Genomic DNA, 23,607 nt, shown 5'->3' on the forward strand with positions numbered 1-23,607 from the left:
ATACTGTATATAACGAATTTGACCTTATTGTGTATCCTAGGTAATACATCAGATGTAATAAGGCAGAATCAATAAACTATAGTAGAGCCTCAATAAAATTGATACAGCATAGGAAACGCGCTCGATTAAACGCTACTTTTCTTGCTTGCTGTGACTGCGTCTCTAGAGGCTGCGAAAAATAGCGTTTAATCTTGCTATACCATTTTATAATGGTTTTACTATAGTGACTGGCTCAATTGATTTTGGCCAAATTATATTTCTAGTTTGCTTTCGATTGACTGTACTTTACGGCGTGCCAATGCAAGGTTCGCTTTTGATTTATCAAGTACTAAGTAGATAAATAAATCTTCATGACTGGCTGTCGGACGAATGATGTGTAGCTGAGACTCTAGTGTGATCAACATATCTTCGATTTCACCTTTGATATCTAGTGATTTCATCGTTGCTACTTTTGCCTTTACAACTTGTGAGTTACCAGCAGCAGCCAGCTCAAGATCGACACCGCCACCAATCGTGCCTAACACCATACCTGACATATAATCCACAATGCAGGCACCCATCGCACCATCAAGATCCATTAACTCTTGTAAAGACTCATTGATATTTGACATACTTTTTCCTATTTTTCTGTGTTGAGATAATTCTCGATTAGAGACACTTGCATAATCGAGCAATATCAAATTATGCTAAGCTGAATTGACTATATAAACATTAGTATAACTTAAATATGCTTACTTGCACTTAAGGAATTATGATAATTGAATACGAATAATTAAATGTATTTTTAGGTACAGGAACTATAGCGTAATCGTAAACAAATTTCCGTAGTGACTGTTATTATATTCTATATACGGGGTCAGGTCACATTTCTACTTGACCATTCAAGGAGAAATAACGACCACTAGGTAGGAAAAATCATACTAATTGATAATGATTATATTTTAGAGCCTAGAAACTATGTTTTTGACGTTAAATGGTAATCACCCCAAAAAATAATAACACTTAAAAGTAGAAACTAACTGCTAAAATACCAGCAGGAGTTTTGATATGAGCAAACGAATGACTGAGACCCAAATCGTATCGATATTAAAAGAAGAAGACGCTGGGATACCTGCTAAAAAGCTGTGTCGTAAATACGGGATTGCTAGCTCGACTCTTATAATGAGGAACGTTAAGAAACAGTCTGGGAGACTGTTTTAGTGACGCAAGACGAAGTGATAGCGAAGTTAGATCCAAGTATGGTGGTATGGAAGCCTCTGATGTCAAACGACTAAAAGAGCTTGAAGAAGAAAACCGTAGGCTTAAACAGATGTATGCTGATTTAAGCCTTAAAGCGCAAATGCCCGAAGAGATCATAAAAAAGCTATAGCGCCTGTACCCGAGCGCAAAGTCTGGGCGCAAGAATTACAGGCGCAGTATGATGTCAGCATTGCAGTGAGTTGTCAGGTTGTCTGCATAAGTCGAACCGCTTACTACTATAAGCCTAAGCTATCTGATGATAGTGAGATTATTGATGTCTTAAACAAGCTTACTGACAAGCACAATCGTTGGGGTTTCCCAAAGTGCTTTAAACGCATACGTAAGCTTGGCTATCAATGGAATCATAAGCGAGTACACCGTGTTTATACCGCGTTAAACTTAGACCTACGCCGTAAGTCTAAAAGACGGCTACCAGCACGTAACCCCCAGCCGCTAAGTGTGCCAAATACATTAGGGCACACATGGTCTATGGACTTTATGAGCGACAGACTACACAACACTATTCGCTTTCGAACCTTTAATGTGATTGATGATTACAACCGTGAAGTATAGTTGATCCAATTTGAGAGTGGTACAAGGCAGCCGAGTGCAGATGTATCTGTCATACTTCAAGCAAGGTTAACGCTGTAACGCTTTTATAGTGGATTGACTATATTAGGCATTGATATTGGTACCAGTATGCCTTCACTCCGAGTAATTCGTTACCTTGACCAGCTAGCCGAGTGGCATGGCTATCCTAAGCAAATTCGTGTGGATAACGGCAGTGAGTTTACATCCAGCGTATTCACTGATTGGGCATCAGCTCATGGCATCTATATTGATTATATCTAGCCTGGCTGTCCTTATCAGAATGCTTATATTGAACGGTTTAATCGCAGTTACCGCAATGAGGTTTTAGACTGTTATTTATTCAATGATTTAAATGAAGTTACTCAACTGACTGAGGAATGGATCAAGGTTTATAACAACGAAAGACCCCATGATTCACTTAATGATATGACACCTGCTGAGTACAGGCAGGTGGCTTAGTTATTCTACGATGATGTTGTGTTAAGAATGGGGTATTTACAAAAGCACTCAAGTATTTAAGTTGATACGCCTAGTGCATAGCACCCATGACAGCTATTGCTATATTCTCTTCTTTCCATAGAGCGTCGATCTGTACTTTATCTTCCATTATTTATCTAAAAAGTAGCGCTAAGTCGGATTTTACGCATAAAAAAAAGCCTCACTATAAAGTGAGGCTTTTTGTGCTTTTTCAAGCCATATTTGGAGCGGGAAAAGAGATTCGAACTCTCGACCCCAACCTTGGCAAGGTTATGCTCTACCACTGAGCTATTCCCGCTTATTATCGAATCATCGTGTTGTTAACAACTACTCCGTCTCGATAGGCTGGCTATTTTAGCAAATATTCTGTGGGTGTCAACACCTTTTTTAAAAATTATGGCTGATATTTCCAGTCCAGACCTTCGTTTTTGAGAAAATACCACATAAGCAATTGATTTAAAAACGGAATTTCTTTTAGAAAAATATAAATTATTTCATATTAATAATAGCACTTTAAGGTTTATCCTCTGACATTGATACCTACTACTTCGGTTAAACCCTATCAGTCCATAGTTTACCTTACGTCACGTTTGTAAAAGATTATAAATTTTTTTGCTATCACTAAAAGCAAAACGTTACTTCATTATGAACAATGTCTATTTCACTTACAATCATACGCTCTATTGTTACTTTTCCTATCTTGGTTTTACTTGGTTAACATTATTATACTTATTTACAATGATAGCTCTAACAGGCTTTTACTGTCTTAGTAGGTGATTGGACGTCGATAAAGAGCCATAAAAAATAGCGCCATTACTTGCTGCAACGAGATTTACTTTGTTTGATTTTTCTTTTTACCATTTATCGAGAGGATGCTTTTTATGAAAAAACTATTGACCACTGGTGTGATGGCGGCTTCATTGTCCGCGCTGACATTGACTGGTTGTACCAGTACGACCAATACTGGTGCCGTCGGCGTCGATCGTCAGCAGTTATTGTTGGTTTCTAGCGAGCAAGTATTGCAACTGTCAGCACAGAGCTACGCGAAGACACTGCAAGATGCAAGATCAAAAGGTGTATTAGATACCAATACCGCCCAATTGAATCGCTTGAAAAACATTGCTAATCGTTTGGTTGGTCAAGTGGGTGTTTATCGTGCAGATGCAGCAAGATGGAAATGGGAAGTACACACGATCAAATCTGATCAGTTGAATGCTTTTGTTATGCCAGGTGGTAAGGTTATGTTTTACTCAGGCATTATTGACCGTCTGAACTTAACTGATGATGAGATTGCTGCGATCATGGGTCATGAAATCTCTCACGCATTACGTGAGCACTCACGTGAACGCATCTCACGCGAATACGCGACCCAAACAGGTATCGGTGTTGCTGCTAGTATCTTTGGTCTATCACAAGGTCAAGCGCAGCTAGCAAGCGTTGCTGGCGATCTAGGCTTGAGCCGTCCGCACAGTCGTACCCAAGAGAGCGAAGCCGATCAAATTGGTCTTGAGTTAATGGCGCGCGCAGGTTATAACCCGCAGGCCGCTATTACTTTATGGCAAAAAATGCAGCGTGCGAGCCAAGGCGAGCCGCCTCAATTCCTAAGCACTCACCCAACGAGCAGCAGCCGTATCGCGGAGCTACAATCATTGATGCCAAAAGTAATGCCACTGTATCAAAAGGCGCGTCGTTAACACGTGACTTAGCGTATTAAGCTACGACTCATGAAGTGCGCAAATACCAAAAAGCAAAGTACAGACTCTGAGCTGTGCTTTGCTTTTTACTTTTACTATTTATGGTTGTCACAATTTAAGAGGTCTTAAAACGCGCGCTATACTGGTTTCTATGTCTGCTATAATGCCGATAGATATCATTTGCAGATTGCCTAATAGAGTTGCGCAATATACATTGAAGGATTGTTATGAGCACTACACCTACCGCCGATGCACTTCATGCCAAACTACAGGCTCTAGAGCCGCAGCACATTGAACTAATCAATGAGTCAATGGCCCATGCTGGCTATTTCGAAGGCAAAGAAAGCCACTTTAAGCTCACTATTGTCAGTGAGGCATTCGAGGGCAAGCGACTGGTCGGGCGTCACCAGCTAATATATGGATTGGTTACGCCTTTATTGACGTCACAAGGCGGTCAAGTACATGCCTTAGCCATTCATGGTTATACACCGACAGAGTGGCAAGGTCAAAGCCCTGACAGTCCATTATGTGCGGGTCAAAATAAATAGCTGACAATAAAATGTTTTAAATAAGCCCATATAATGCAGTTCTAGCAGGAGCAATATTCGATGAAACATCTACACATGCTGATGGCAGTACTGACCATTGTGCTGTTCTTATATCAGAGCTACTTAGTGCTCAGCGCAAATAGACGCGCGCCACGCGTGGTCAAAATCGCCACTCATATTATCTATGCATTACTGATCCTGTCAGGTGCGATCATGCTCATGCAACTGATGAGTGTTAATGCGCCTGTACAGTGGGTATTTGCCAAAATCATCTTACTTATCGCAGCGATTAGCTCAAGCATCAAAGCCTTTAATGCCCATGCGACACCCACTCAGAGCAAAACAGGTATCCTGATTTCAGCTATCGCATATGTTGGCATTGTAATACTCGCCTTTGTCAAACCCGCCAACCTATTCTGATAAGCAATTGTCGTTGTAGCAGCGCTTTAATATTTTGAGTAAATATTGTATTGCTATCGCACAAGCAGACGTATTGATAAGACCGTAAAATATTTAACCATTTATATTTTTTCAATATCTTAAACATGCTATTTTTGCTATCTTAAATAGATATAAATACAATTACTTAGCTTAATGGAGCCACTATGAAAACGTTTACCAAAGCGACACTACTGGCAACAGTTGGCGTTTTTGCGCTCTCAGGCTGTGCCTCTACGGGCAATGTCACGCCGCAATATGTGCCGCCCAGCACTTATCAAAACTATGATTGCCAAGCATTGAGCCAAGAATACAATCGCGTCAACCGTTATGTCGAAGCGGCGCGCAATGAGCAATCTACTTTTGCAGCGTCCGGCGTGGGCGTGGGGATTTCTGCAGGACGCTGGGGTATCTCTCCCAATATTAGCTTTGGGGTTGGCAAAAGCAATAATACCAAAGCGCGTGACGCAAAGTTATCGCGGCTCTATGGTGAGCGCGATGCGATTGTCCAATCTGCCCGTATTCAACGTTGTAGTTTTGCCAATGGCATCAAGATTTATGGTGAATAAGATTTAGCGATCTGCACTCTCGTTAAGATAGAATCGTGACATAACAAAAAAGCCAATACGCGCTCAGCATATTGGCTTTTTTATGGCTATAACTTTGATGAGTCATAATCTAATCTGAGTAATACTACTTACTTTACTAAGCCCTACGCCTGCAGGCTTTGCACCCACTGGATGATTTGATTGCTTGGTAGTGCGCCTGACTGACGCGCGACTTCCTTACCATTTCTAAAAGCAACCATCGTCGGTAAGCTTCGGATATTATAAGGGGCTGCCGCTTGCTCGTATTTATCCGTCTGTACTTTGGCAAACACTACCTGCGGCAATTGACCAGCAGCCGTCTTGAACTCTGGTGCCATCATAATGCACGGCTGGCACCAGCTCGCCCAAAAATCTACGATGGTCAATACGTCGTTTTTTTGGATAACCTTATTGGCCGTTTGTGCATTAAGCTCATGCGGGCTTGCGGTCAATAATGATTGACTACATTTACCGCATTTCGGTGCAGCGCTTAGCCGTGCAGCCGGAACACGGTTGGTGGCCTGGCAATGCAGGCATACTAAATGAAAACTGTGTTCACTCATTATCTGTGTCCTATTTTAATTGTTCTGGAGTGTCTCGATCGGTTTGTATCAATAATTTTAGCATAGTCATTTATAGATAAGTGCCTACCCTACAGCCCGATACGATATATCATATTTTTTAGTCATGACACGCTTTGATTTATTCACCAAGGACATTGATAGGTACTTTTAGATAGCGCGTACCGTTGTCCTCTGGCGCGGGAAGGTTCCCCGCATCAATATTCACTTGTACCGCTGGTATAATCAGACGCGGCATGTCCAAGGTCGCATCGCGGCGCTCACGCATTTGCACAAACTCTGCTTCGTTGATACTGTCTTTGACATGGATATTTCCTAATTTTTGGGCAGCAACGGTAGTCGTTGGGCAGTGCTGGCGACTCTCACGCGGATAGTCATGGCACAAGTACATCACGGTATCTTCAGGGAGTGCGAGCAGTTTTTGAATAGAGCGATAAAGCGTCTTTGCGTCACCGCCTGGGAAATCACAACGAGCCGTGCCCACATCAGGGGCAAATAACGTATCGCCGACGAAGACCACTGTTTTCTCATTATCAGCCGCCACATAAGCCATATCAGCACGAGTATGACCTGGCACATACATGGCTGTGATTGTAATACTGCCGAGCGCTAACGTCTGACCGTCGTCTGTCAAAATATCAAACTGACTGGCATCCGTGCGAAAGCTGGTATCAAAATTAAAGATTTGCTTAAATATTTTTTGTACTTCAGTGATGTGCTGACCGATGACCAATTGTCCACCAAGGCTTTCTTTGACATGGATCGCCGCCGATAAATGATCCGCATGAGCGTGCGTCTCAATAATGTATTTCAGCGCCCAACCGCGCTCACGTACGAACTCAATGACCTCGTCAACACTGCTTGTGCTCGTCCTACCTGATTTTGCATCAAAGTTTAATACTGGATCAATCATGGCACATAGCTGCTGCTCGACATCAGCCAGTACATGTGTGTAGGTTTCTGTGTCTCTGTCTAAGAAAGAATGAACTTGCATGGCTGCCTCTTTGTCTATTTATGAGTGTTGTGGCAATGTGGTTTTTATATTCAATTAACGCTTAAGTATGATATTGAGTCGTATATAATGATTGCTTATCATTACGATTTATTTGTTATTACTAATATAGCAACTGCAATACATTTTATCAATTTATATAATGTAAATAATGATATCTTGCTATGTGGCGCGATATCATTGATAATCAACCATATATTATTAAAAATAATATGGTAGTGACTGCCCTATTATATAAGGAGCTTATTCTGGCTACTTCTACTTCATCAATGAGTACATCTACTCACAGCGCTAACCATGATACCTCCTCTGATAGCGCCGACTTTTCATCTATTGATCTTGCCAAACAAATGCAACAAGCATCGATGCAGGCCAGCCAATTACTAAAGTCGCTCTCTCATCCTGATCGCCTACTTTTACTTTGTCAGTTGACACAAGGTGAGTACTGCGTCGGTGAGCTTGAGGGGTTGGTTGGTGTTGGACAGCCAAGCTTGTCGCAGCAACTGGGTATCTTGCGTAAGGATGAGCTGGTTGCCACTCGCCGTGAGGGCAAGCAAATTTACTATCGTATCGCAAGTGATGATGCTTTAGCCGTATTAGATCTGCTTTATCAGAGATTTTGTGCCAAAACCGAATAATGCCGTACTCGCCTGACTGTTTTATACTGCTTTCTATCTTGGTGATGTATTAATATGTCTTCTATCGCTGCACGTCTGATTCCTACTTGGCTGCGCCAATACCAGCTCACAGCATTACCGACTGATCTGGTCGCAGGACTGGTGGTGGGCGTACTGGTGATACCACAAAGCCTAGGTTATGCGGTACTTGCTGGTCTGCCGCCCGTGTATGGTCTGTATTCTGCGATCGTACCTGTACTCGTCTATGCTTGGCTTGGTTCTAGCAACGTACAAGCTGTTGGGCCCGTCGCGATCACTGCCATCATGACGGCCAGTGGTCTACTGCCTTATGCTGAGCAAGGCACAGAGCAGTATGCCCTGATGGCGAGTTTATTGGCATTAATGGTAGGGGCATTGCTGTGGATTGCAGGGCGGCTAAAGCTTGGCTGGATTATGCAGTTTATCAGTCGCGGCGTCTCAGCAGGGTTTGTGAGCGGCGCGGCAGTGCTTATCTTTGTCAGTCAGCTGAAGTATCTGATGGCGATACCTATCGCTGGTAGCAGCTTGGTTGGCTATTTATCTACCATGCAGTGCTATGCCAGTCAGGTGCATCCGCTGACCTTAGTGATTGGTATTATCGCGTTTGTACTTTTGGTCGCTAACCGCTATGCGAGTCAATGGGTATGGCGAACGTGGCTGTCATCATCGTATGCCAAATGGGCCGAACGTTTATTTCCATTGGTTTTACTGGGTATTGCTATCGTTCTAAGTATTCTATTGCACTGGAATTCGTTAGGGGTTGCGACCATTGGTCGTATCCCGCATGGTCTACCCAGCTTTACACTACCGCATATGACCGACCTACAAGAAGCGCTCAAACTCTTGCCGACCGCAGGATTGATGGCACTAATTGTTTTTGTCTCTAGCAGTTCCGTTGCCAGTACTTACGCACGCTTGCGCGGTGAGAGCTTCGATGCCAACCATGAGCTGACGGGTCTTGGTCTTGCCAATCTATCTGGCGGACTGTTCCAGAGCTTTGCGGTCGCAGGTGGCTTTTCACGCACGGCGATCAATGCAGATTCTGGAGCAAACACACCCCTTGCCAGCCTTGTGACGGTGCTGGTAATGATTGCCGCGCTGATTGCCTTTAGTAATGCACTTGCACCCTTGCCTTATGCGTTACTCGGTGCAACCATCATGGCCTCTATCATTGGTCTGATAGATATTGCGACTTTAAAGTCTGCTTGGCAACGCGATCGCTTGGATGGAGCTAGCTTTTTAGCAGCGTTCGTCGGTGTGCTCATATTTGGGCTAAATACGGGTTTGGTTATTGGGCTAATGGTGTCATTCGCCAGTCTCATCTGGCAATCAAGCAAGCCACATGTCGCCATCGTGGGACAGCTGGGCGGTACCGGACACTTTCGCAATATCAATCGTCACGATGTGGTGACTTTTGACAATTTATTGATGCTGCGTATCGATGAGAGTCTGTTTTTTGGCAATAGTGAATCGGTACACCGCCGTATTCTAAATGCCATGCAGCAATATCCAGCAGCGCAGGAAATTATTTTGATCATGGCCGCGGTCAATCATATTGATCTGACAGCACAAGAGATGCTCAGTACCTTAAATAAAGAGCTTGCGCTGCAAAACAAGCGCTTACATTTTAGTTTTATTAAGGGCCCTGTCATGGATATCATCGGGCAGACCCCGCTCATTAGTGAGCTGTCAGGGCAGGTATATCTCAGTACGTTAGATGCCGTCGATGCCTTGAAAGACATTTAGCTGCGTCATTATTTTTGTACCGCGCTTTTAATCGCTACTGTCGTCTATCGTACAATATCGCTATGATAGAGCCTGTGTTATGCTAGATTGACTGAACATAGGCTAATGGTACATAAACACATATCACCCGTCGTTTCAGTCTCAACAATGCATGACCTTATTTTTATCATCTCTGCCACGAGCTCAATAATAAATATATATTAATAACGATAACTGAAGCTATTTATGACCGATGACCTAACGATTTATAAGCAAATTTATCCAAGCCAATGTATCAAAATTGCCGAGCTTGGCTATCGCTCAGTACTCAATATACGTCCAGACGCTGAGATCGAAACACAGCCTAACAGCTGTGATTTGGCAACTGCTACAAAAGAAGCAAACTTAACCTATCATCATCTACCATTCGATGATGAGCGCTTGAGTATGCTGACCGTAGAGCAGTTTGCTGAGTTTTATCATGCGATGCCAAAGCCCATATTGATGTTTTGCGGTACGGGCGCACGCGCCAAACTGCTGTATCAAAGCGCATTGATGCAGGGCTTGCTATAGTCATATTGCTCGCTTTGGCTCAATCATAAATGTATTTTACACCACCAACTCAACCAATAAAAAAGGAGCTCCTATGAGCCATGAAGTTAGCTTTACGGGACAGATCACCCCTGACCAAGTCCCTATGATTGCCGAAAATGGCTTTAAAACCATTATCAACAACCGTCCTGACGGTGAAGAACCAAATCAGCCAACCAGTGCAGAGATTGAAGCTGCTGCTAAAGAAGCAGGACTTGCTTATAAAGAGATTTCATTCTCAGGTAATGGCTTGACGCAGCAGCATGTCGAAGCATTTGCAGATTTCTTTAACCAAGCTGAGCAGCCAATGCTTATCTTTTGCCGTACGGGTAACCGCTCAAACGGTATCTATGAAGCCGCCAAGCAAATGGATTTGTTAGACGACTAACACGCGCCTTTACGCGCATATATAGTCGCCGCATACCGTGATCAGCTGCGCCTGTCCAAAATTTGGATGGGCGTTTTTTTGTTTGTACATTTAGACAAGTTCAATTTTGTTAGTAAATAAATCAAGGGTATGATAAATTTAGTCTAGTGAAGGAAACAGCAATTGGTTTAAGTCTGGTTCTGAATTTAAGCATCTGTAAAGATCGCTGCTGGGTAGAAAGCTACCTCAGTTAAACTAATATCATATTGTGAGCAGTTAGCACAGATATTCTGTACTATTAGTGTAATAAGGTATTGAAGCATCATAGCGACAATCTCCGTAAGCATGAAAGTTATTATTTCCAAAAAAAAGGGGCGTTACCTCTTATGGTGACGGCAGAACAGTTTCATCACGTTTTCATCAATCGCTCTTGCGTAAAAATGCTAGCCCCGTTCCTTCACTCCAAATACGCCTCGTAATTTTATGAAAAATAAAGATAATATAGACGACTGGTACAAGATTAAAAAATACCCTCATATTGGATACCCTTCTAAAAGTCGCCGACAGACCATATCATATATAAAAAACAGAGATAAAATAGCTGTCCACGGTTTTGCTCCATTCATTCACAAAATCATATCTACGAATCGGTATAGAAAAGATTATGATAGTGATGGAAAATCAATAAATAGTAGAAGACGTACTAATAGAAGTAGAAAGAACAGAGATATCTATTATGCGAATAATTTAGATTCAAATATTTATGCCTACTACTCTTATATACTAAATATCCATTATGATGAAATACTAGAAGAAAAGTCACTTAGTGAAGTAGTTACTGCTTATCGCAAATCACGAGAAAATCCTGATATCATTCAAAAAAATTCAAAGAGAAATAATATTGATTTTGCGGATGAGGTCTTCAGATATATTAAAAATCAGGTGGATATTAACGGTGACGTTGTTGCTATAGCTTTTGATATCAAAGATTTCTTTCCTAGTTTAAGTCATAGAATTCTTAAGCAAACATGGTGCGATGTTCTTAAAACAGATCAGCTGCCAGCTGACCACTATAACCTTTTCAAAAATATTACTAGATTTTCTTATGTTGAAGAAAGCCACCTTTTTAATCTATTTAAAAATAGAGTTATAGTAAGAAAAAAAGATGGTAGCTTGATAGAAAAATCTATAGAACGTATTGAACATCTATATAATAAAAATGCTGTTGCATATTGTGAAATGCAAGGTATACATGAAATTCGTAGAAAAGGTCTCATACGAACAAGTAAAAGAGTCAATGGAAAGATTATAACTACTGGTATATGTCAAGGCTCTGCTATTAGCGCAATATTGGCAAATATATATATGCTGAACTTTGATGAGTTAATTCACAATGAGATATCAAAAATCGGTGGGCTTTATAGGCGCTACTCTGATGATATGATTGTCATCTGTCCATCAGATAAAAAGTCAGATATTATTCAGCTTTTTGAAGAAAACATTAGAAATATAGAATTAAATATTCATGAGGATAAAACACAAGTTTTTCATTTTTCTCATTATCAAGGTAGGATAATTTGTAAGCAAGAGTTTAATGGTAAGATAACCCCGTATAGCGCGAATAGAAATTTTGAGTATCTTGGTTTTAGTTTTGACGGTGAATATGTCCGTTTAAAGACAAGCTCTTTAGCTAACTACTACCGGAAAATGAAAAAAGGTGTACGAAGAAGTGGCTTTTATAGCAGTAAGATAAACAACGATACTAAAGGTGAAATATTCAAAAGAAGACTATATAAAAGATATTCTTATATTGGCTCCAAACGCTGCGTGAAATATAAACGTATACAAGGTACTACAAACCAGTGGCATCCTGATAAGCATATAATAAATTGGGGTAATTATATAACCTATGCGAAAAAAGCTCATGCAAAGATGAGTAGTTATAGTAAGATTGACTCGCAAATTAAGAATCACTGGAAGAACCTACACAAAGAGATTGAGAAATCTAAAAAACCTTATTAAATAATTTTTTAATATATTTTTAGTCACAAAAAAAACCACTTTAGCCAAGCTAAAGTGGTTTTTTATTTGATAAGACTTCGAGTATAACGTTTTACTGTTTTTGCTCTAATGCCTCTTTTACTGCTTTTTTGCCCCATGCACTCAGATCGAGATCTAATTTCTCATACTCTTGCGCATCGAATAACGGCTCTTTGACGCCTGATTTTAATTGACGGGCAAAGTCGTCAAGTAAGCGCTTGGCACGCGGGAACAGCATAATCAAGGCCAATAAGTTGGCAAGTGCCAGTACGCCCATCAATGGATCGGCGAAGAAGAACACGCTGGTAGCTGCTGGAGCGACTGCGCCCAAGAATAAGATCGCAACCACCACAACACGCAACACCAAGGTTGCCGTTTTAGTATTCTTCTTAACCAAGAAGTTGATCGCATTTTCGCCCATGTAGTAGTTATACATGATAGAGCTTAATGCAAATAATAGTAGCGAGATGGTCAACACATACTGAGACCAATTACCCAGCTGCGCGGTGAGCGCTTGCTGCGCGAGTACGATACCATCAACTTCGGCACCTGGCTGATAAACACCGCTGAGCAAAATCATAAATGCCGTGGCACTACAGACCACGATGGTATCGATAAATACCGACAGTGACTGCGAGATACCTTGACTGACTGGATGCGTGGCATAAGCAGTGGCGGCAATGTTAGGCGCAGAACCCAAACCTGCCTCATTAGAGAACAGGCCGCGCTTCATGCCTTGCTCAATCGCCACACCGATACCGCCACCAACGACGGATTCAATACCGAATGCATTTTTGACAATCATTGCCATCAGTGCAGGCAGATCGGCGATATTCAACACGATGATAATTAGTGCCATCCCAATGTAAATCAGCGCCATCACAGGAATCACAACGTCAGCGACTTTTGCAATACGCTGGATACCACCAAAGACGATAAATCCACCCGCAACCACCAGTACCGCACCTGATATCCAGCGATCAATCCCGAAGCTTTCAAGCGCGGAACCTGCTACTGTATTACCTTGGAATGCGATAAATCCAATGGAAAAAGACAGTAGTAAAGCAATAGCATAAATGACAGCGAGCCAACGATAATCTTTACCTAAACCGTGTAAAATATAAGTTGCAGGGCCACCGCGAAAGTTACCATCATTGTCTCTGCGCTTGTAAAGCTGAGCCAAGCTACATTCAACAATACTGGTCATCATGCCGATGAGTGCCACAACCCACATCCAAAAAACTGCACCGGGACCACCTAAAGAGATTGCAACGGCAACACCAGCAATGTTACCACCGCCAACACGTCCGCCGATCGAAACAAGCAACGCCTGACGGGCAGAAATGCCGTCGTCTCCTACTTCGTCCGTCTTAAATACACGGAACATACGTTTAAAATATGTAAACTGAGCGAACCTGCCCACAATGGTAAATAATAAACCAAAAATAATTAACATAGGCACGAGTGCCCAGCCCCATGTTAGATCCCCGACTAGGGCAAAAAAAGATTCTATATATTCCATGCCTATTTTCCTTATAGTTCGTGACGCTATGATAGGTTTTATTGGGCTTATTATCGCATCTAAGACCCATATTTGTAACGAAAATGGCGCATTTGTAACGTAGATGATGACATTTTTCAAGAGAAATTGCTTTGTTCACTCATCAAAATGACTGGTTTTTAAACTTTAGGCGCTATTCTATAGAAAAATTCCTATAAAAACGCAAAAAAAAGCCACCTCAATTAAGGTGGCTTTTTCTTCTAATATTAATTCTGATATTAAAACTTACTGCATAACCAAATATTCAAATGCTGCCAATGCTGCTTTACTACCCTCACCCATTGCAATATTAATCTGCTTAAATGGTACGGTGGTCACATCACCGCAAGCAAAAATACCTTTGCGATCGGTGCGGCAGCGCTCATCAATCTCAATCTCACCAAAGCGGTTTAAATCGACAAAGCCTTTGACAAATTCAGTGTTAGGTACGAGACCGATTTGTACAAACACGCCTGATAAGTCACGCTCATGCGTCTCGCCTGTGCTGCGATCTTGGTAGACGATAGATGATACCTTTCCATCAGTCGCCTTAATTTCTTGCGTCGCCGCACCAGTAATGAATTCAATATTGGATTTTTCTTTGGCTTTATTGATCAATACTTGGTCTGCTTTTAACTCATCAGCGAACTCTAATACAGTGACGTGCTTAACAATACCTGCCAGATCTAACGCAGCCTCAACGCCTGAGTTACCACCGCCGATCACTGAGATGTCTTTACCTTTGAAGAATGGACCGTCACAGTGGGCACAAAAAGCCACGCCTTGACCGATATTTTCTTCTTCGCCCGGTACGCCAAGCTTACGCCATTGGGCACCTGTCGCCAAGATAATACTACGAGTTTCAAACGTCTCGCCGGTATTTAGATTGATGCTGTAGTTTTCTTCTTCTGTCTCGCCGATATCTTTCACACTGACATGCTCTCTTAGCGTGATATTGTACTCAGCTAAGTGCTTAACGAAATTAGTCGACAAATCAGTACCATTGGTTAAAGGTACAGAGATTAAGTTTTCGATATCTTGCGTGTCTTTGACTTGTCCACCGATACGATCAGCGACCATGGTGACTTTTAAGCCTTTACGCGCGGTATAAATAGCTGCTGCAACGCCTGCAGGACCTGCACCAATGACAGTGACATCTTGCTGCTCTAATTGCTCAGCATCATCTTCCACATCTGACAACAGATCAGGAAACTGCTCTTGTAATTTTCCAATCAGTTTGGCAGTGTCAATCAGACCATTGGCAAATGGTTTACCGTTCAAGAATACGGCCGGTACACCTTGGATTTTGTTTGCTTCTACTTGCTCTTGGAAGAGCGCACCATCGATCATCTCATTGCTGATACCATCGTTTAGTAGCGCAAATTGATTCAACGCCTGAACCACTTCTGGGCAGTTATGGCATGATAGTGACACGTAGGTCTGAAACTGTAGCGGCTTGTTGAAGCGTTTGATTAGCTTTTGGATACCTTCATCCAATTTCAGCGTATGACCACCCGCTTGCAAAATGGCTAGGATCAATGAGGTAAACTCATGACCACCAGGAATACCACTAAATACGATACCTGTATCAGCAGTCTCTCCATCAACATGACTGACTACTTTAAAACTAATCGCGCTTGGCAAACTGTCATCGATAACCTGCTCATCGAAATTGATTTTGTCAGTCGTACCCGCAATCTTGCTCAAAAAGTCGATCAATTCAGCGCGCTTATCGTGCTCACCGCTGCCCAATACAAAAGTAATCGGGCGCGTCATGTTTTCGCTATATGTCTTAACTGCGTCTAATAAATTTTGATCTATCATGTTAGTTCCTCATTATGACTGAATATGTAACGGCAACTATCGAACTGCCTGTTTAAATATGAAATTCTCACACTTAATAATTTTATAAAAAACCTTGTATATATCGAGCTTTCGCTCTTGAATGACCCTATTATCAGGTGTTCGCAGTATTTGGGCAAGCTGAGAAACTCAAACTTTACGTTTTATAAAACCAATCGTTAATAGGTTTAATTAATTAAATACAAATATACTGGTAGATAATAGCCATAGTATCTAGGCTATTTTTTCGCTACAATCGAGAATAGTTCTTAAGTTAAGCCGTCTTTTTAACACCATACGCGATTGCTTATGAGAAGCTTGCGTTTCATGACAAGGATGAACACATGAGAAAAACAGATACTTTCCACGATAACAGAGATATTATTGCCGAACTGAAGCTCAAAGACAGTCATTTCGCGAGTATTTTTGATGAGCATACCGAGCTTGATCAAAAAATCAATTATCTCGAAAAAGATCTAGTCAAGCATGCCAGCCGTGAAGAAGAAATAGAACAAATGAAACGGCGTAAATTACATCTCAAAGACGAGATTTATAAGATTATTGATAAAAATAAAGAACAATCTCGCGCCTGATATAGTCAATCCTAAATAAAACAAATACATTATATATCAAAGTGGAACTGGTCTAAATCTTCCTTGCGTGCTGTGGCTATGCAGACAGAGGCTGCGAAAAATTTATCCCAGTCCCACTGTATCGTTTTTATACTGAATTCACTATATAGTCAATCAATATTAAAAGTGGTACAAGGCAGACGAGTGCAAGTACTACAGTAGTAGGCTAAACGAGTCTAACGCTGTAACACTTTAATAGTGGTTCGACTATACTACGCCTACTACGCTTATGATCAATAAATAAGACTCATAAGATTGTAGCTAGCGCCATAAAAAACCCCATCAACATCAGTTAATGGGGTCTTTATTTGTAGAACTGATTCACACTAAAAGTATAAAAGTCAGCGCTACTTTATCTAAGGGATGAAATAGCTACTTAGATTTTACCAACTAGGTCAAGACTTGGCTTAAGTGTATCGCCGCCTTGCTCCCAAGCTGCTGGGCAAACTTCGCCATCGTTCTCACGAACATACTGAGCGGCTTTTACTTTACGTAGCATATCTTTTGCGCTACGGCCGATACCGCCAGCATGAATTTCTGCTACTTGGATCAGACCATCAGGATCTACTAGGAACGTACCACGCTCTGCTAGACCTGCTTCTTCAATCATAACATTGAAGCCGCGAGTGAGTTTACCAGTAGGATCGCCGATCATTGGATACTGTACTTTGCCGATCGCTTCTGAAGAATCATGCCATGCTTTGTGCGTGAAATGCGTGTCAGTTGATACTGAGTATACTTCAACACCCAAACCTTTTAGCTCGTCGTAATGAGCGGCCATGTCTTCTAGCTCAGTTGGGCAAACAAAGGTAAAATCAGCTGGGTAAAATAGGAAAATCGCCCAGTTGCCTTTTACGTCTTCTGAAGTAATGGTTTTGAACTCACCGTTTACATAGGCATCGGCTGAAAATTCTGGGATTGCTTGATTGATAATAGACGCCATGATTGGCTCCTCTCTTGTTGAGTAAATTAAAATTATTTATAGGGATTTTTTAACTAGCCCTTTAGCTTTCTGGGCTACCCGACAAACTATACGCGAATTCTACGGTTAATCCAGTTAAAAGTTTTTAATGTGATGTTTTGTTTTATTAAACTTGTTAAACTATGCTTTCTATATCCTATCATTGGTACATAACTGGTAATTTGCTGCCTTATAGAGGCTTACTGACAGGATAAATTACATTAAAAACCCATTAAAAGAGAGGTTTTATGATTACTTTACGACAACTTGAGTTTGCCTTAGCCGTCGCCAAACATCGTCACTTCAAACGTGCTGCCGAAGATTGTAATATTTCGCAGTCTGCCCTGAGCTTGGGTATCGCAGAATTAGAAAAACAGCTAGATACACAGATTTTTGAGCGCAATAACAAGCAAGTACTGATTACGCCTATCGGTCAAGAAATCCTCACAAGGGCACAGCGCGTGTTCTCTGAAGTGAGCGATTTGACCACACGCGCCCATAGCCATCAGACACCGCTGGCGTATCCGATGACCGTTGGTATCATTCCCACGATTGCGCCTTACTTGCTACCAAAGGTTCTACCAGCCCTGCGTGCTCAGTATCCAGAGTTTCGCATGACGATCGTTGAGCAGCAAACCGAGCGGTTGCTTGAGCAAGTGCGCTACGGTCATATCGATACGGCTATCATTGCGCTGCCATATGCTGTAGATGGCCTGCACAGTTTTGAGTTTTGGAGTGAAGACTTCTTTGCCGTCTTCCCAAAAGACGATGTACATGCCAAGCTTGATACCATCAGCGCTGACGAGCTAGCTACTGCCAATCTTATGCTCCTTGGTGAAGGCCACTGCCTAACCGATCAGACGCTATCTGTCTGTCATTTTGACCGTGCACAGATGAAATCAAGCTTCTCGGATGCCAGTCTAAACACGCTGATTCAAATGGCGCTTGCCAACATGGGCACGACCCTAGTGCCTGAAATGGCACTCGATCAGTTGCACTTGCAAAATCAAAATGCTGTCGCTGTACCTCTAGCTGAAGAAGGACCACACCGCCATATTGCTTTTGTCACCCGCTTAAATTATGCCCGTGTCGATGATATCAGCTTGCTCGGAGAAGTATTTAATAAGGCATTTAAAGATGCGGCTAATACAAAATAAATGGCAAGTGACAAAGGTTAATTATGAATGAATTGCCACCTATAAATATGGAGCTGGGCAATCATTTTTACTTATGCTTGTCTGCTCTCAATAGTGATGTGACACCAGACGACGCACAAACCCTCTGGCAAGATATCTCTGTGCGCTACGGTGAACCACAACGAGCTTATCATACCCTGAGTCATATTGAGCAGTTATTGGTACAGTTTGAAAGCATTAAACACCATCTAACTGCTCCGTATATCGTGGTGTTGGCACTGTATTATCATGATGTGATATACGACCCAACACGCGTAGATAATGAGCAAAAAAGCGCTGAATATGCCGTAGGCGCGTTGAGTTCTTATCTACGCTCAGAGCAGTGCCAAGACATCTACGCATTCATCATGATGACGGCCAATCATCAGGTAGATGAGTCGATAGATAGTGTTAAATACAGTGATGCGGCATATCTGCTAGATATGGATTTGAGTATTTTGGGTGCGCCTTGGTCTACCTATCAGCAGTATGCACAAGCGATACGTCAAGAATATGCACACGTCGCAGATGACAACTACCGTGATGGGCGCACTGCGGTATTACAAGGATTACTAGCGCATCCCAAACTCTATTTGACTGATTATTACTATAGCCAATTAGAAGCGCAAGCTCGGGACAATATCAAGCGCGAGCTTATTTCGCTCGCAGCTTTATAAATAACTCACTACCTTGCCGTGCTGGATGTGAATTATAGCTAGGTTCCATAATATCAATATCAAAATGGCTTTGAAAACGCTGCTGGTACTCTTCTTTAGTGCCACCAAATGGTGGTTCCTCTCGTCCAAAGTCAGTATCAAATAACAAACCAACCAGTTTGCCTTGTGGTTTTAGTAACCTTGCCATCTGCTGCACATACTCATCACGGCGCACTGGATTAATCGCACAAAAAAACGTCTGCTCCAGTATCCAATCAAATTGATACTGCTCAGCTGATAAGTTAAAAAAGTCCGCACAAATTAACTGCTCAGATGGGAAGTCGGGATAACGCGCCGCAAAGGCTTCAATCGGGGCTGGCGCAAAATCGACCAACGTGACATTGGTAAATCCTTGCTCATATAGATAGCCTACCTCGTAAGCATTACCAGCACCTGGTACAAGTATTGCCTCATCCTTGGCACTTTCGAGTAGCTGGTCAATGTAAGCTTTGAGCGGTGGTGATACTTGTCCCATATCCCAGCCAGTACTGTTTTTCTCATAGCGCTCCTGCCAAAACTCAGCTTGATTGACATTTTCCATCTGCCATCCTTGTATATAAAATTGGATTTAAACGACACGATTTGTATCGTTATTTCTTATCATATCAGTCTTATCAACATGTGTCGCCGTTTTAAATAGGATGAAAAAAGAGAGACAAATTACTCTCACACAGTGAAAGCCATTTAGATGGGAAAGTCGCTCAAAGAATTAATGGACTCATAGACGAAAGTTATTCTAAGTGTGGCAAAAGGCTTATCAGAACGATGTCATCAATATATGGATCTCTCAATCCAACTGCCCTCTCTTGCCTGCCAGTATATTATGCCATTGCCGATAATCTGGCATGGCACTCGCCACCGTTTGCCAAAATGCAGGGCTATGATTGGCATGATGCAAATGGCACAGTTCATGGACGATCACATACTCGGTGCATTCGATAGGATAGGCAGGAAGATAAACGGACAGCCAGATTCGCTTCGCGCGCGTGTTGCAGCTGCCCCAGCGTGTGTGCATTTTTTTTACTCGTATCTCATTGGCGTAAGTGCCAACGATTGGCTGCCATTTCTCAAATAGCGACGGCATGACATCGGAGAGCTGCTGGCGATAGTAGGCAACTTTTTCACCATGACTTAAGGTAAGTGGCTGTACTTTACCCCATAAATAAATAGGCTGGTCAGCAGTTGTAAGGTCTGATAGTGCGCCTTGTTTACGCTGGTGTTGCTCTAGTACTTGTGGATGGTGGTTAATCGCCCAAGACACTCGCCGCGCCACCGCGTCAGCAGCTTGTGAATCACTAATATGCAGTGGTACAGAAACCATCAAGACATGCGGCTTTAAACGAAAATTGATGTTTTTGACACGCTTTTTGCTGATATGTAGCTCAATATCTACCTGTGCGAGCTGCTGTCTAATAGTATCTAAACGGATTTCCAAGCTAATGTTTTGTCTCCTCAATGACAGTAACTGTGCCAATGGCTACGTATTATAACGCTTGCAAATGGTTATCAAAGGACATCATATGCAACTGGCTGTCTGTACTAATATGCTTATCATCTTTACCATTCAATTTTGAATCTGGCGAAACACTTACTCTTAGCGCGGTCAATTGCCCTTGCCCATCACTTACAATAAATTCTGATGACTCGATAGGATCGTCGACTTTGTTCGTTGATCTACTGGCACTGGATAAGACGGATGCCCCTGCACAATCAGGCAGGCTCACATCATCAATCAACTCTCGAGTATGTAAGTCATAAATTGCCGCACAGCCACCAATCGGAGTGGTCACACAAAGCAAATTACGGTCGCTATCAACGGCGACGCTCGCAATATATTGATGAAAGCGTTGCCATTGATTGTTTGGCATAGTCAGTGGCGCAAAGCTAACATCACCGCGCTGGTGAGTCAGTACTAACGGTACATTGATATGCTTTTCGCCTTGGAACTGAATACCGATCATGACAGTGCCATCATTGTGCATCGCTAAATGACGTATGCTCATCTGATTGTGCTCAGGCACCACTTGCTCAAGCAGTGTGCCGTCATGACGATTCAGGTAGACCAGCGATGGTCGCATAGTGTCTAAATTTAGCTCTTCACGTGAGGCCTGCTCAGTCTTAATGCCACCGTTTGCAATGACTAATGTTTCTCCATCGGGATGCATAATCAGCTCATGCGGGCCGATGCCATAAGAGTTAAATTCTGCTACTTTTTTATAAGCGTCGTTAGTATCATAAACACCGATTTTACCTGCCAGACTGACGGTGTCATTTTCAGTCACATACAGCAGCTCACCATCTAAGCTATAGCAAGCATGACCATAAAAGTGACGATGTAAATCCGCTTTGATCGCATGTTGTACTTGTCCATTTGAGGCATCAAGCACCCAGAATTTTTCACTTGGACGACGACCCATGACGACGACATCGCGCCTTTGGTCGACATTGCTATCCTGAACTTGAGATTCAGATACATTTGTAGGCTGAACAACGATGTCATGGACACGCTCAGGCATGGTCGTCTGCCAAACGATTTGTCTATCAGCATCAATGCCTACCACGCCAAAGTCATGCTCATTTTGATTCAATGACGCGTTATTTTTTGGCATAGAGGCAACGCCGCTGACCCAGCGAACAGGCCGTGCGAGCATCGTCGTCGTATGCACAGCAGTAAGATCAAGCACGTTACTCTCATCATCTATCGCTTGATGATAAGCCTGCTGCCACTTCACCGCTGCTTGCTGACAAGCATAGCGAAAGCGTTTAAGGTTTGGCGTTGAGCCAGTGGCCGGCTGCAATGCTTGTAACTGCGCTCGCATACCCGCCACATAATCTTGTAAACTGGCATCTGGATGCTGCTGCTTACGATAATGATGGTGAATACCGACCAGAGCCGCGGTGCCGACTGCCGTGAGCATTGACGTCGTCAAAAGCTCACGGCTTATTGAACTGGCTTTTGGCTCATTTGATCTGTCATGATGCTCACCTTCTGACACCGTATTACCTTTAGCAGTAAACATCACTTAATCGCCATCGGTGCTATTAAAGCCCACACGGATACCGAGTGCTGGGATTAACTCGCGTTTAATCAAGCGAGTGACGGTAGTGAGATGGTCATATAACGCTTGTTGATCGTCTTTGTCTGCGGCTGATAAATCTTCTGGCATTTGTGCCAATAGGGTCGTGGTATCAGCCAGTGCCGTCGATAGATTATTAGCGACTGTGCTCTCATCATTGCTATTAAGTATCGCCGTCAATACGGGATCTGTCATGGCTTTATTGATAGCATCTAGTTTTGCATTGATAATAGCTCGGCTTTGACCAGCAGTAGCCGCTGGCAAATGACCTTTTGCTTTACCCGTCAGACCGAGCGGCTGGTCAATAGCATTAGACTTCATTGTCTCAACTAATGACAATAGCGAGTTAAACCATTGGTTCAAGCCTTGATCGCTCTCAGCAGACTTGTCTATCGCCAATAACTCAGTCGCGTTTTGCTGCCAGTTTTTGTCGATGTCCTTTAGGCGTGTGCTCAAAGCACCACTCGCACTAATCACGTAAGCGCATTGACCAGCATTTAAGCTCTCATTGGCAAACAAGGCTTCTTCTAGTCCTGGTACACCTTGTACGATAGCGCTTTCGCCCGCGAGCTGCTCTGGCGTGAGTGTTGGATTGGCAGCAATCAAATCAGACACACCGCTATGTACCAAGCCGCGCTCATCAGGATAATAGTTGATGTACAGATTGCTCATGCTGGCAGTCGCAGGACCAAAATTAATCATCTCAGCACTCGACCACGCTTGTGCCAATACTAACCACTGCGCGCGTAATGCCTGTAGCTCAGCGCCGCTGACGGGTGCTTGCTGACAATGTTTCTGCGCCAATTCATTTAATAGATCACTTTGCTTTGCGGCACTAGCATACGCAGGAAGGACAATGTCCTCTGCCACATGCGTCAAATACGTTTTTTGAGTCTCAGGGCTGATATCTACCGCAACGATCTGCGCAGTGCTTTCCTTGCTGCTTTCTGCTGAGCTGTCAGTAGCTGTATTGTCTTTTGCAACTTCTTGACTATCCACTTCTGCAGATTTTTTGTCGTCGGCAGGTTTAACACAGCTAATCAGCAGACCGGCACTCAATGCAGATAGCGCCATCGCCAAAGCGTGATTTATTTTCATAGATTTCTCGGTAATGTTAT

General features: G+C 42.7%; 23 protein-coding genes, 1 tRNA gene and 3 pseudogenes. 16 read left to right on the forward strand and 11 right to left on the reverse strand.

The window, feature by feature from the left end; all coding sequences use genetic code 11:
• Positions 1–251: 251 nt before the first annotated feature.
• Entirely contained in the window at positions 252–611 is a 360-nt protein-coding gene (locus CUR83_RS11330; RefSeq protein WP_071003016.1) for a hypothetical protein, read from the reverse strand.
• Positions 612–1,183: 572 nt separating this feature from the next.
• Here CUR83_RS11330 and CUR83_RS11335 point away from each other — a divergent pair.
• The 4 genes and pseudogenes from CUR83_RS11335 to CUR83_RS13410 all read left to right on the forward strand — a co-directional run.
• Positions 1,184–1,369 carry a transposase gene (locus tag CUR83_RS11335; RefSeq protein ID WP_342021340.1) on the forward strand — a complete coding sequence of 62 codons (186 nt, stop codon included), beginning with the start codon at positions 1,184–1,186 and terminating at the stop codon, positions 1,367–1,369.
• Positions 1,370–1,560: 191 nt separating this feature from the next.
• Positions 1,561–1,806: pseudogene (locus tag CUR83_RS11340) on the forward strand (hypothetical protein); the annotation flags it as partial.
• Positions 1,807–1,914: 108 nt separating this feature from the next.
• Positions 1,915–2,091: pseudogene (locus CUR83_RS11345) on the forward strand (DDE-type integrase/transposase/recombinase); the annotation flags it as partial.
• Between the two features lie 12 nt (positions 2,092–2,103).
• Positions 2,104–2,289: pseudogene (locus tag CUR83_RS13410) on the forward strand (integrase core domain-containing protein); the annotation flags it as partial.
• Positions 2,290–2,530: 241 nt separating this feature from the next.
• Here the strand turns inward: CUR83_RS13410 and CUR83_RS11350 are convergent.
• Positions 2,531–2,605 (reverse strand) — tRNA-Gly (locus tag CUR83_RS11350).
• 583 nt (positions 2,606–3,188) lie between these two features.
• Between CUR83_RS11350 and CUR83_RS11355 the strand changes: the two genes are divergently transcribed.
• From CUR83_RS11355 to CUR83_RS11370, 4 genes are all read left to right on the forward strand, one after another.
• Positions 3,189–4,001: a M48 family metallopeptidase gene (locus CUR83_RS11355; RefSeq protein WP_071003015.1), complete on the forward strand. Its 813-nt coding sequence runs from the start codon at positions 3,189–3,191 to the stop codon at positions 3,999–4,001.
• A gap of 227 nt (positions 4,002–4,228) precedes the next feature.
• Positions 4,229–4,549 carry a BolA family protein gene (locus CUR83_RS11360; RefSeq protein ID WP_284719673.1) on the forward strand — a complete coding sequence of 107 codons (321 nt, stop codon included), beginning with the start codon at positions 4,229–4,231 and terminating at the stop codon, positions 4,547–4,549.
• Between the two features lie 60 nt (positions 4,550–4,609).
• Positions 4,610–4,969: a SirB2 family protein gene (locus tag CUR83_RS11365; protein WP_071003014.1), complete on the forward strand. Its 360-nt coding sequence runs from the start codon at positions 4,610–4,612 to the stop codon at positions 4,967–4,969.
• A 185-nt stretch (positions 4,970–5,154) separates the two neighbouring features.
• Positions 5,155–5,556 (forward strand): hypothetical protein, encoded by a 402-nt coding sequence (locus CUR83_RS11370; protein WP_071003013.1) that lies wholly within the window; start codon positions 5,155–5,157, stop codon positions 5,554–5,556.
• Positions 5,557–5,699: 143 nt separating this feature from the next.
• Here CUR83_RS11370 and trxA read toward each other — a convergent pair whose 3' ends face one another.
• Together trxA and CUR83_RS11380 are read right to left on the reverse strand one after the other, a co-directional pair.
• On the reverse strand, positions 5,700–6,137 hold the full coding sequence (gene trxA, locus CUR83_RS11375) for a thioredoxin (RefSeq protein ID WP_212564187.1): 438 nt from the start codon (positions 6,135–6,137) through the stop codon (positions 5,700–5,702).
• Positions 6,138–6,276: 139 nt separating this feature from the next.
• Complete coding sequence (locus CUR83_RS11380) at positions 6,277–7,149, reverse strand: MBL fold metallo-hydrolase (protein WP_284719674.1); 873 nt, start codon at positions 7,147–7,149, stop codon at positions 6,277–6,279.
• Positions 7,150–7,331: 182 nt separating this feature from the next.
• On the opposite strand from CUR83_RS11380, the gene CUR83_RS11385 reads away from it, so the two are divergent.
• The 5 genes from CUR83_RS11385 to CUR83_RS11405 all read left to right on the forward strand — a co-directional run bounded on the left by CUR83_RS11385 (position 7,332) and on the right by CUR83_RS11405 (position 12,528).
• Positions 7,332–7,805 (forward strand): ArsR/SmtB family transcription factor, encoded by a 474-nt coding sequence (locus tag CUR83_RS11385; RefSeq protein WP_284719675.1) that lies wholly within the window; start codon positions 7,332–7,334, stop codon positions 7,803–7,805.
• A gap of 54 nt (positions 7,806–7,859) precedes the next feature.
• Positions 7,860–9,569, forward strand: a complete 1,710-nt coding sequence (locus tag CUR83_RS11390; protein ID WP_284719676.1) for a SulP family inorganic anion transporter — start codon at positions 7,860–7,862, stop codon at positions 9,567–9,569.
• Between the two features lie 225 nt (positions 9,570–9,794).
• A complete protein-coding gene (locus tag CUR83_RS11395) occupies positions 9,795–10,121 on the forward strand; it encodes a protein tyrosine phosphatase family protein (RefSeq protein WP_058025715.1) in 327 nt (108 codons plus the stop codon).
• A 73-nt stretch (positions 10,122–10,194) separates the two neighbouring features.
• The gene (locus tag CUR83_RS11400) at positions 10,195–10,527 is read left to right on the forward strand and encodes a protein tyrosine phosphatase family protein (protein ID WP_071003008.1); all 333 of its coding nucleotides are present in this window, start codon (positions 10,195–10,197) and stop codon (positions 10,525–10,527) included.
• A 462-nt stretch (positions 10,528–10,989) separates the two neighbouring features.
• Complete coding sequence (locus CUR83_RS11405) at positions 10,990–12,528, forward strand: reverse transcriptase domain-containing protein (RefSeq protein WP_284719677.1); 1,539 nt, start codon at positions 10,990–10,992, stop codon at positions 12,526–12,528.
• A 91-nt stretch (positions 12,529–12,619) separates the two neighbouring features.
• Here the strand turns inward: CUR83_RS11405 and CUR83_RS11410 are convergent, their stop codons facing one another.
• Both CUR83_RS11410 and ahpF read right to left on the reverse strand, forming a co-directional pair.
• Positions 12,620–14,068 carry an alanine/glycine:cation symporter family protein gene (locus CUR83_RS11410; protein ID WP_284719678.1) on the reverse strand — a complete coding sequence of 483 codons (1,449 nt, stop codon included), beginning with the start codon at positions 14,066–14,068 and terminating at the stop codon, positions 12,620–12,622.
• A 264-nt stretch (positions 14,069–14,332) separates the two neighbouring features.
• A complete protein-coding gene (ahpF, locus tag CUR83_RS11415; protein WP_252962815.1) occupies positions 14,333–15,910 on the reverse strand; it encodes an alkyl hydroperoxide reductase subunit F in 1,578 nt (525 codons plus the stop codon).
• A gap of 362 nt (positions 15,911–16,272) precedes the next feature.
• On the opposite strand from ahpF, the gene CUR83_RS11420 reads away from it, so the two are divergent.
• Entirely contained in the window at positions 16,273–16,521 is a 249-nt protein-coding gene (locus CUR83_RS11420; protein ID WP_240365428.1) for an HP1242/YdcH family protein, read from the forward strand.
• Between the two features lie 415 nt (positions 16,522–16,936).
• On the opposite strand, the gene ahpC is transcribed toward CUR83_RS11420, so the two are convergent.
• Complete coding sequence (gene ahpC / locus CUR83_RS11425) at positions 16,937–17,503, reverse strand: alkyl hydroperoxide reductase subunit C (protein WP_284719679.1); 567 nt, start codon at positions 17,501–17,503, stop codon at positions 16,937–16,939.
• A 266-nt stretch (positions 17,504–17,769) separates the two neighbouring features.
• On the opposite strand from ahpC, the gene CUR83_RS11430 reads away from it, so the two are divergent.
• On the forward strand, positions 17,770–18,678 hold the full coding sequence (locus CUR83_RS11430; RefSeq protein WP_058025493.1) for a hydrogen peroxide-inducible genes activator: 909 nt from the start codon (positions 17,770–17,772) through the stop codon (positions 18,676–18,678).
• Between the two features lie 23 nt (positions 18,679–18,701).
• On the forward strand, positions 18,702–19,373 hold the full coding sequence (locus CUR83_RS11435; RefSeq protein ID WP_284719680.1) for an HD domain-containing protein: 672 nt from the start codon (positions 18,702–18,704) through the stop codon (positions 19,371–19,373).
• On the opposite strand, the gene CUR83_RS11440 is transcribed toward CUR83_RS11435, so the two are convergent.
• The 4 genes from CUR83_RS11440 to CUR83_RS11455 form a co-directional block, all read right to left on the reverse strand.
• Entirely contained in the window at positions 19,351–19,953 is a 603-nt protein-coding gene (locus tag CUR83_RS11440) for a methyltransferase domain-containing protein (RefSeq protein WP_284719681.1), read from the reverse strand. The genes CUR83_RS11435 and CUR83_RS11440 overlap by 23 nt on opposite strands.
• Positions 19,954–20,199: 246 nt before the next feature.
• Positions 20,200–20,847, reverse strand: coding sequence for a M48 family metallopeptidase (locus tag CUR83_RS11445; protein WP_284719682.1), 648 nt, complete (start codon positions 20,845–20,847; stop codon positions 20,200–20,202).
• Between the two features lie 49 nt (positions 20,848–20,896).
• Complete coding sequence (locus tag CUR83_RS11450; protein ID WP_284719683.1) at positions 20,897–22,432, reverse strand: DUF1513 domain-containing protein; 1,536 nt, start codon at positions 22,430–22,432, stop codon at positions 20,897–20,899.
• A gap of 3 nt (positions 22,433–22,435) precedes the next feature.
• On the reverse strand, positions 22,436–23,587 hold the full coding sequence (locus CUR83_RS11455) for an imelysin family protein (RefSeq protein ID WP_284719684.1): 1,152 nt from the start codon (positions 23,585–23,587) through the stop codon (positions 22,436–22,438).
• Positions 23,588–23,607 lie beyond the last annotated feature (20 nt).

Origin of the sequence: Psychrobacter pocilloporae, assembly GCF_029872915.1 — a bacterium.
GTDB lineage: Bacteria > Pseudomonadota > Gammaproteobacteria > Pseudomonadales > Moraxellaceae > Psychrobacter > Psychrobacter pacificensis.

Excerpts from the sequence above, each read along its gene's own strand:
- CUR83_RS11405 (WP_284719677.1), top strand. The coding sequence starts at position 10,990 with ATGAAAAATAAAGATAATATAGACGACTGGTACAAGATTAAAAAATAC.
- CUR83_RS11420 (WP_240365428.1), top strand. The coding sequence starts at position 16,273 with ATGAGAAAAACAGATACTTTCCACGATAACAGAGATATTATTGCCGAA.
- CUR83_RS11455 (WP_284719684.1), bottom strand. The coding sequence starts at position 23,587 with ATGAAAATAAATCACGCTTTGGCGATGGCGCTATCTGCATTGAGTGCC.
- CUR83_RS11355 (WP_071003015.1), top strand. The coding sequence starts at position 3,189 with ATGAAAAAACTATTGACCACTGGTGTGATGGCGGCTTCATTGTCCGCG.
- CUR83_RS11390 (WP_284719676.1), top strand. The coding sequence starts at position 7,860 with ATGTCTTCTATCGCTGCACGTCTGATTCCTACTTGGCTGCGCCAATAC.
- CUR83_RS11435 (WP_284719680.1), top strand. The coding sequence starts at position 18,702 with ATGAATGAATTGCCACCTATAAATATGGAGCTGGGCAATCATTTTTAC.
- trxA (WP_212564187.1), bottom strand. The coding sequence starts at position 6,137 with ATGAGTGAACACAGTTTTCATTTAGTATGCCTGCATTGCCAGGCCACC.
- CUR83_RS11360 (WP_284719673.1), top strand. The coding sequence starts at position 4,229 with ATGAGCACTACACCTACCGCCGATGCACTTCATGCCAAACTACAGGCT.
- CUR83_RS11410 (WP_284719678.1), bottom strand. The coding sequence starts at position 14,068 with ATGGAATATATAGAATCTTTTTTTGCCCTAGTCGGGGATCTAACATGG.
- ahpF (WP_252962815.1), bottom strand. The coding sequence starts at position 15,910 with ATGATAGATCAAAATTTATTAGACGCAGTTAAGACATATAGCGAAAAC.
- ahpC (WP_284719679.1), bottom strand. The coding sequence starts at position 17,503 with ATGGCGTCTATTATCAATCAAGCAATCCCAGAATTTTCAGCCGATGCC.
- CUR83_RS11395 (WP_058025715.1), top strand. The coding sequence starts at position 9,795 with ATGACCGATGACCTAACGATTTATAAGCAAATTTATCCAAGCCAATGT.
- CUR83_RS11365 (WP_071003014.1), top strand. The coding sequence starts at position 4,610 with ATGAAACATCTACACATGCTGATGGCAGTACTGACCATTGTGCTGTTC.
- CUR83_RS11400 (WP_071003008.1), top strand. The coding sequence starts at position 10,195 with ATGAGCCATGAAGTTAGCTTTACGGGACAGATCACCCCTGACCAAGTC.
- CUR83_RS11440 (WP_284719681.1), bottom strand. The coding sequence starts at position 19,953 with ATGGAAAATGTCAATCAAGCTGAGTTTTGGCAGGAGCGCTATGAGAAA.
- CUR83_RS11450 (WP_284719683.1), bottom strand. The coding sequence starts at position 22,432 with ATGTTTACTGCTAAAGGTAATACGGTGTCAGAAGGTGAGCATCATGAC.
- CUR83_RS11380 (WP_284719674.1), bottom strand. The coding sequence starts at position 7,149 with ATGCAAGTTCATTCTTTCTTAGACAGAGACACAGAAACCTACACACAT.
- CUR83_RS11430 (WP_058025493.1), top strand. The coding sequence starts at position 17,770 with ATGATTACTTTACGACAACTTGAGTTTGCCTTAGCCGTCGCCAAACAT.
- CUR83_RS11370 (WP_071003013.1), top strand. The coding sequence starts at position 5,155 with ATGAAAACGTTTACCAAAGCGACACTACTGGCAACAGTTGGCGTTTTT.
- CUR83_RS11330 (WP_071003016.1), bottom strand. The coding sequence starts at position 611 with ATGTCAAATATCAATGAGTCTTTACAAGAGTTAATGGATCTTGATGGT.
- CUR83_RS11385 (WP_284719675.1), top strand. The coding sequence starts at position 7,332 with ATGTGGCGCGATATCATTGATAATCAACCATATATTATTAAAAATAAT.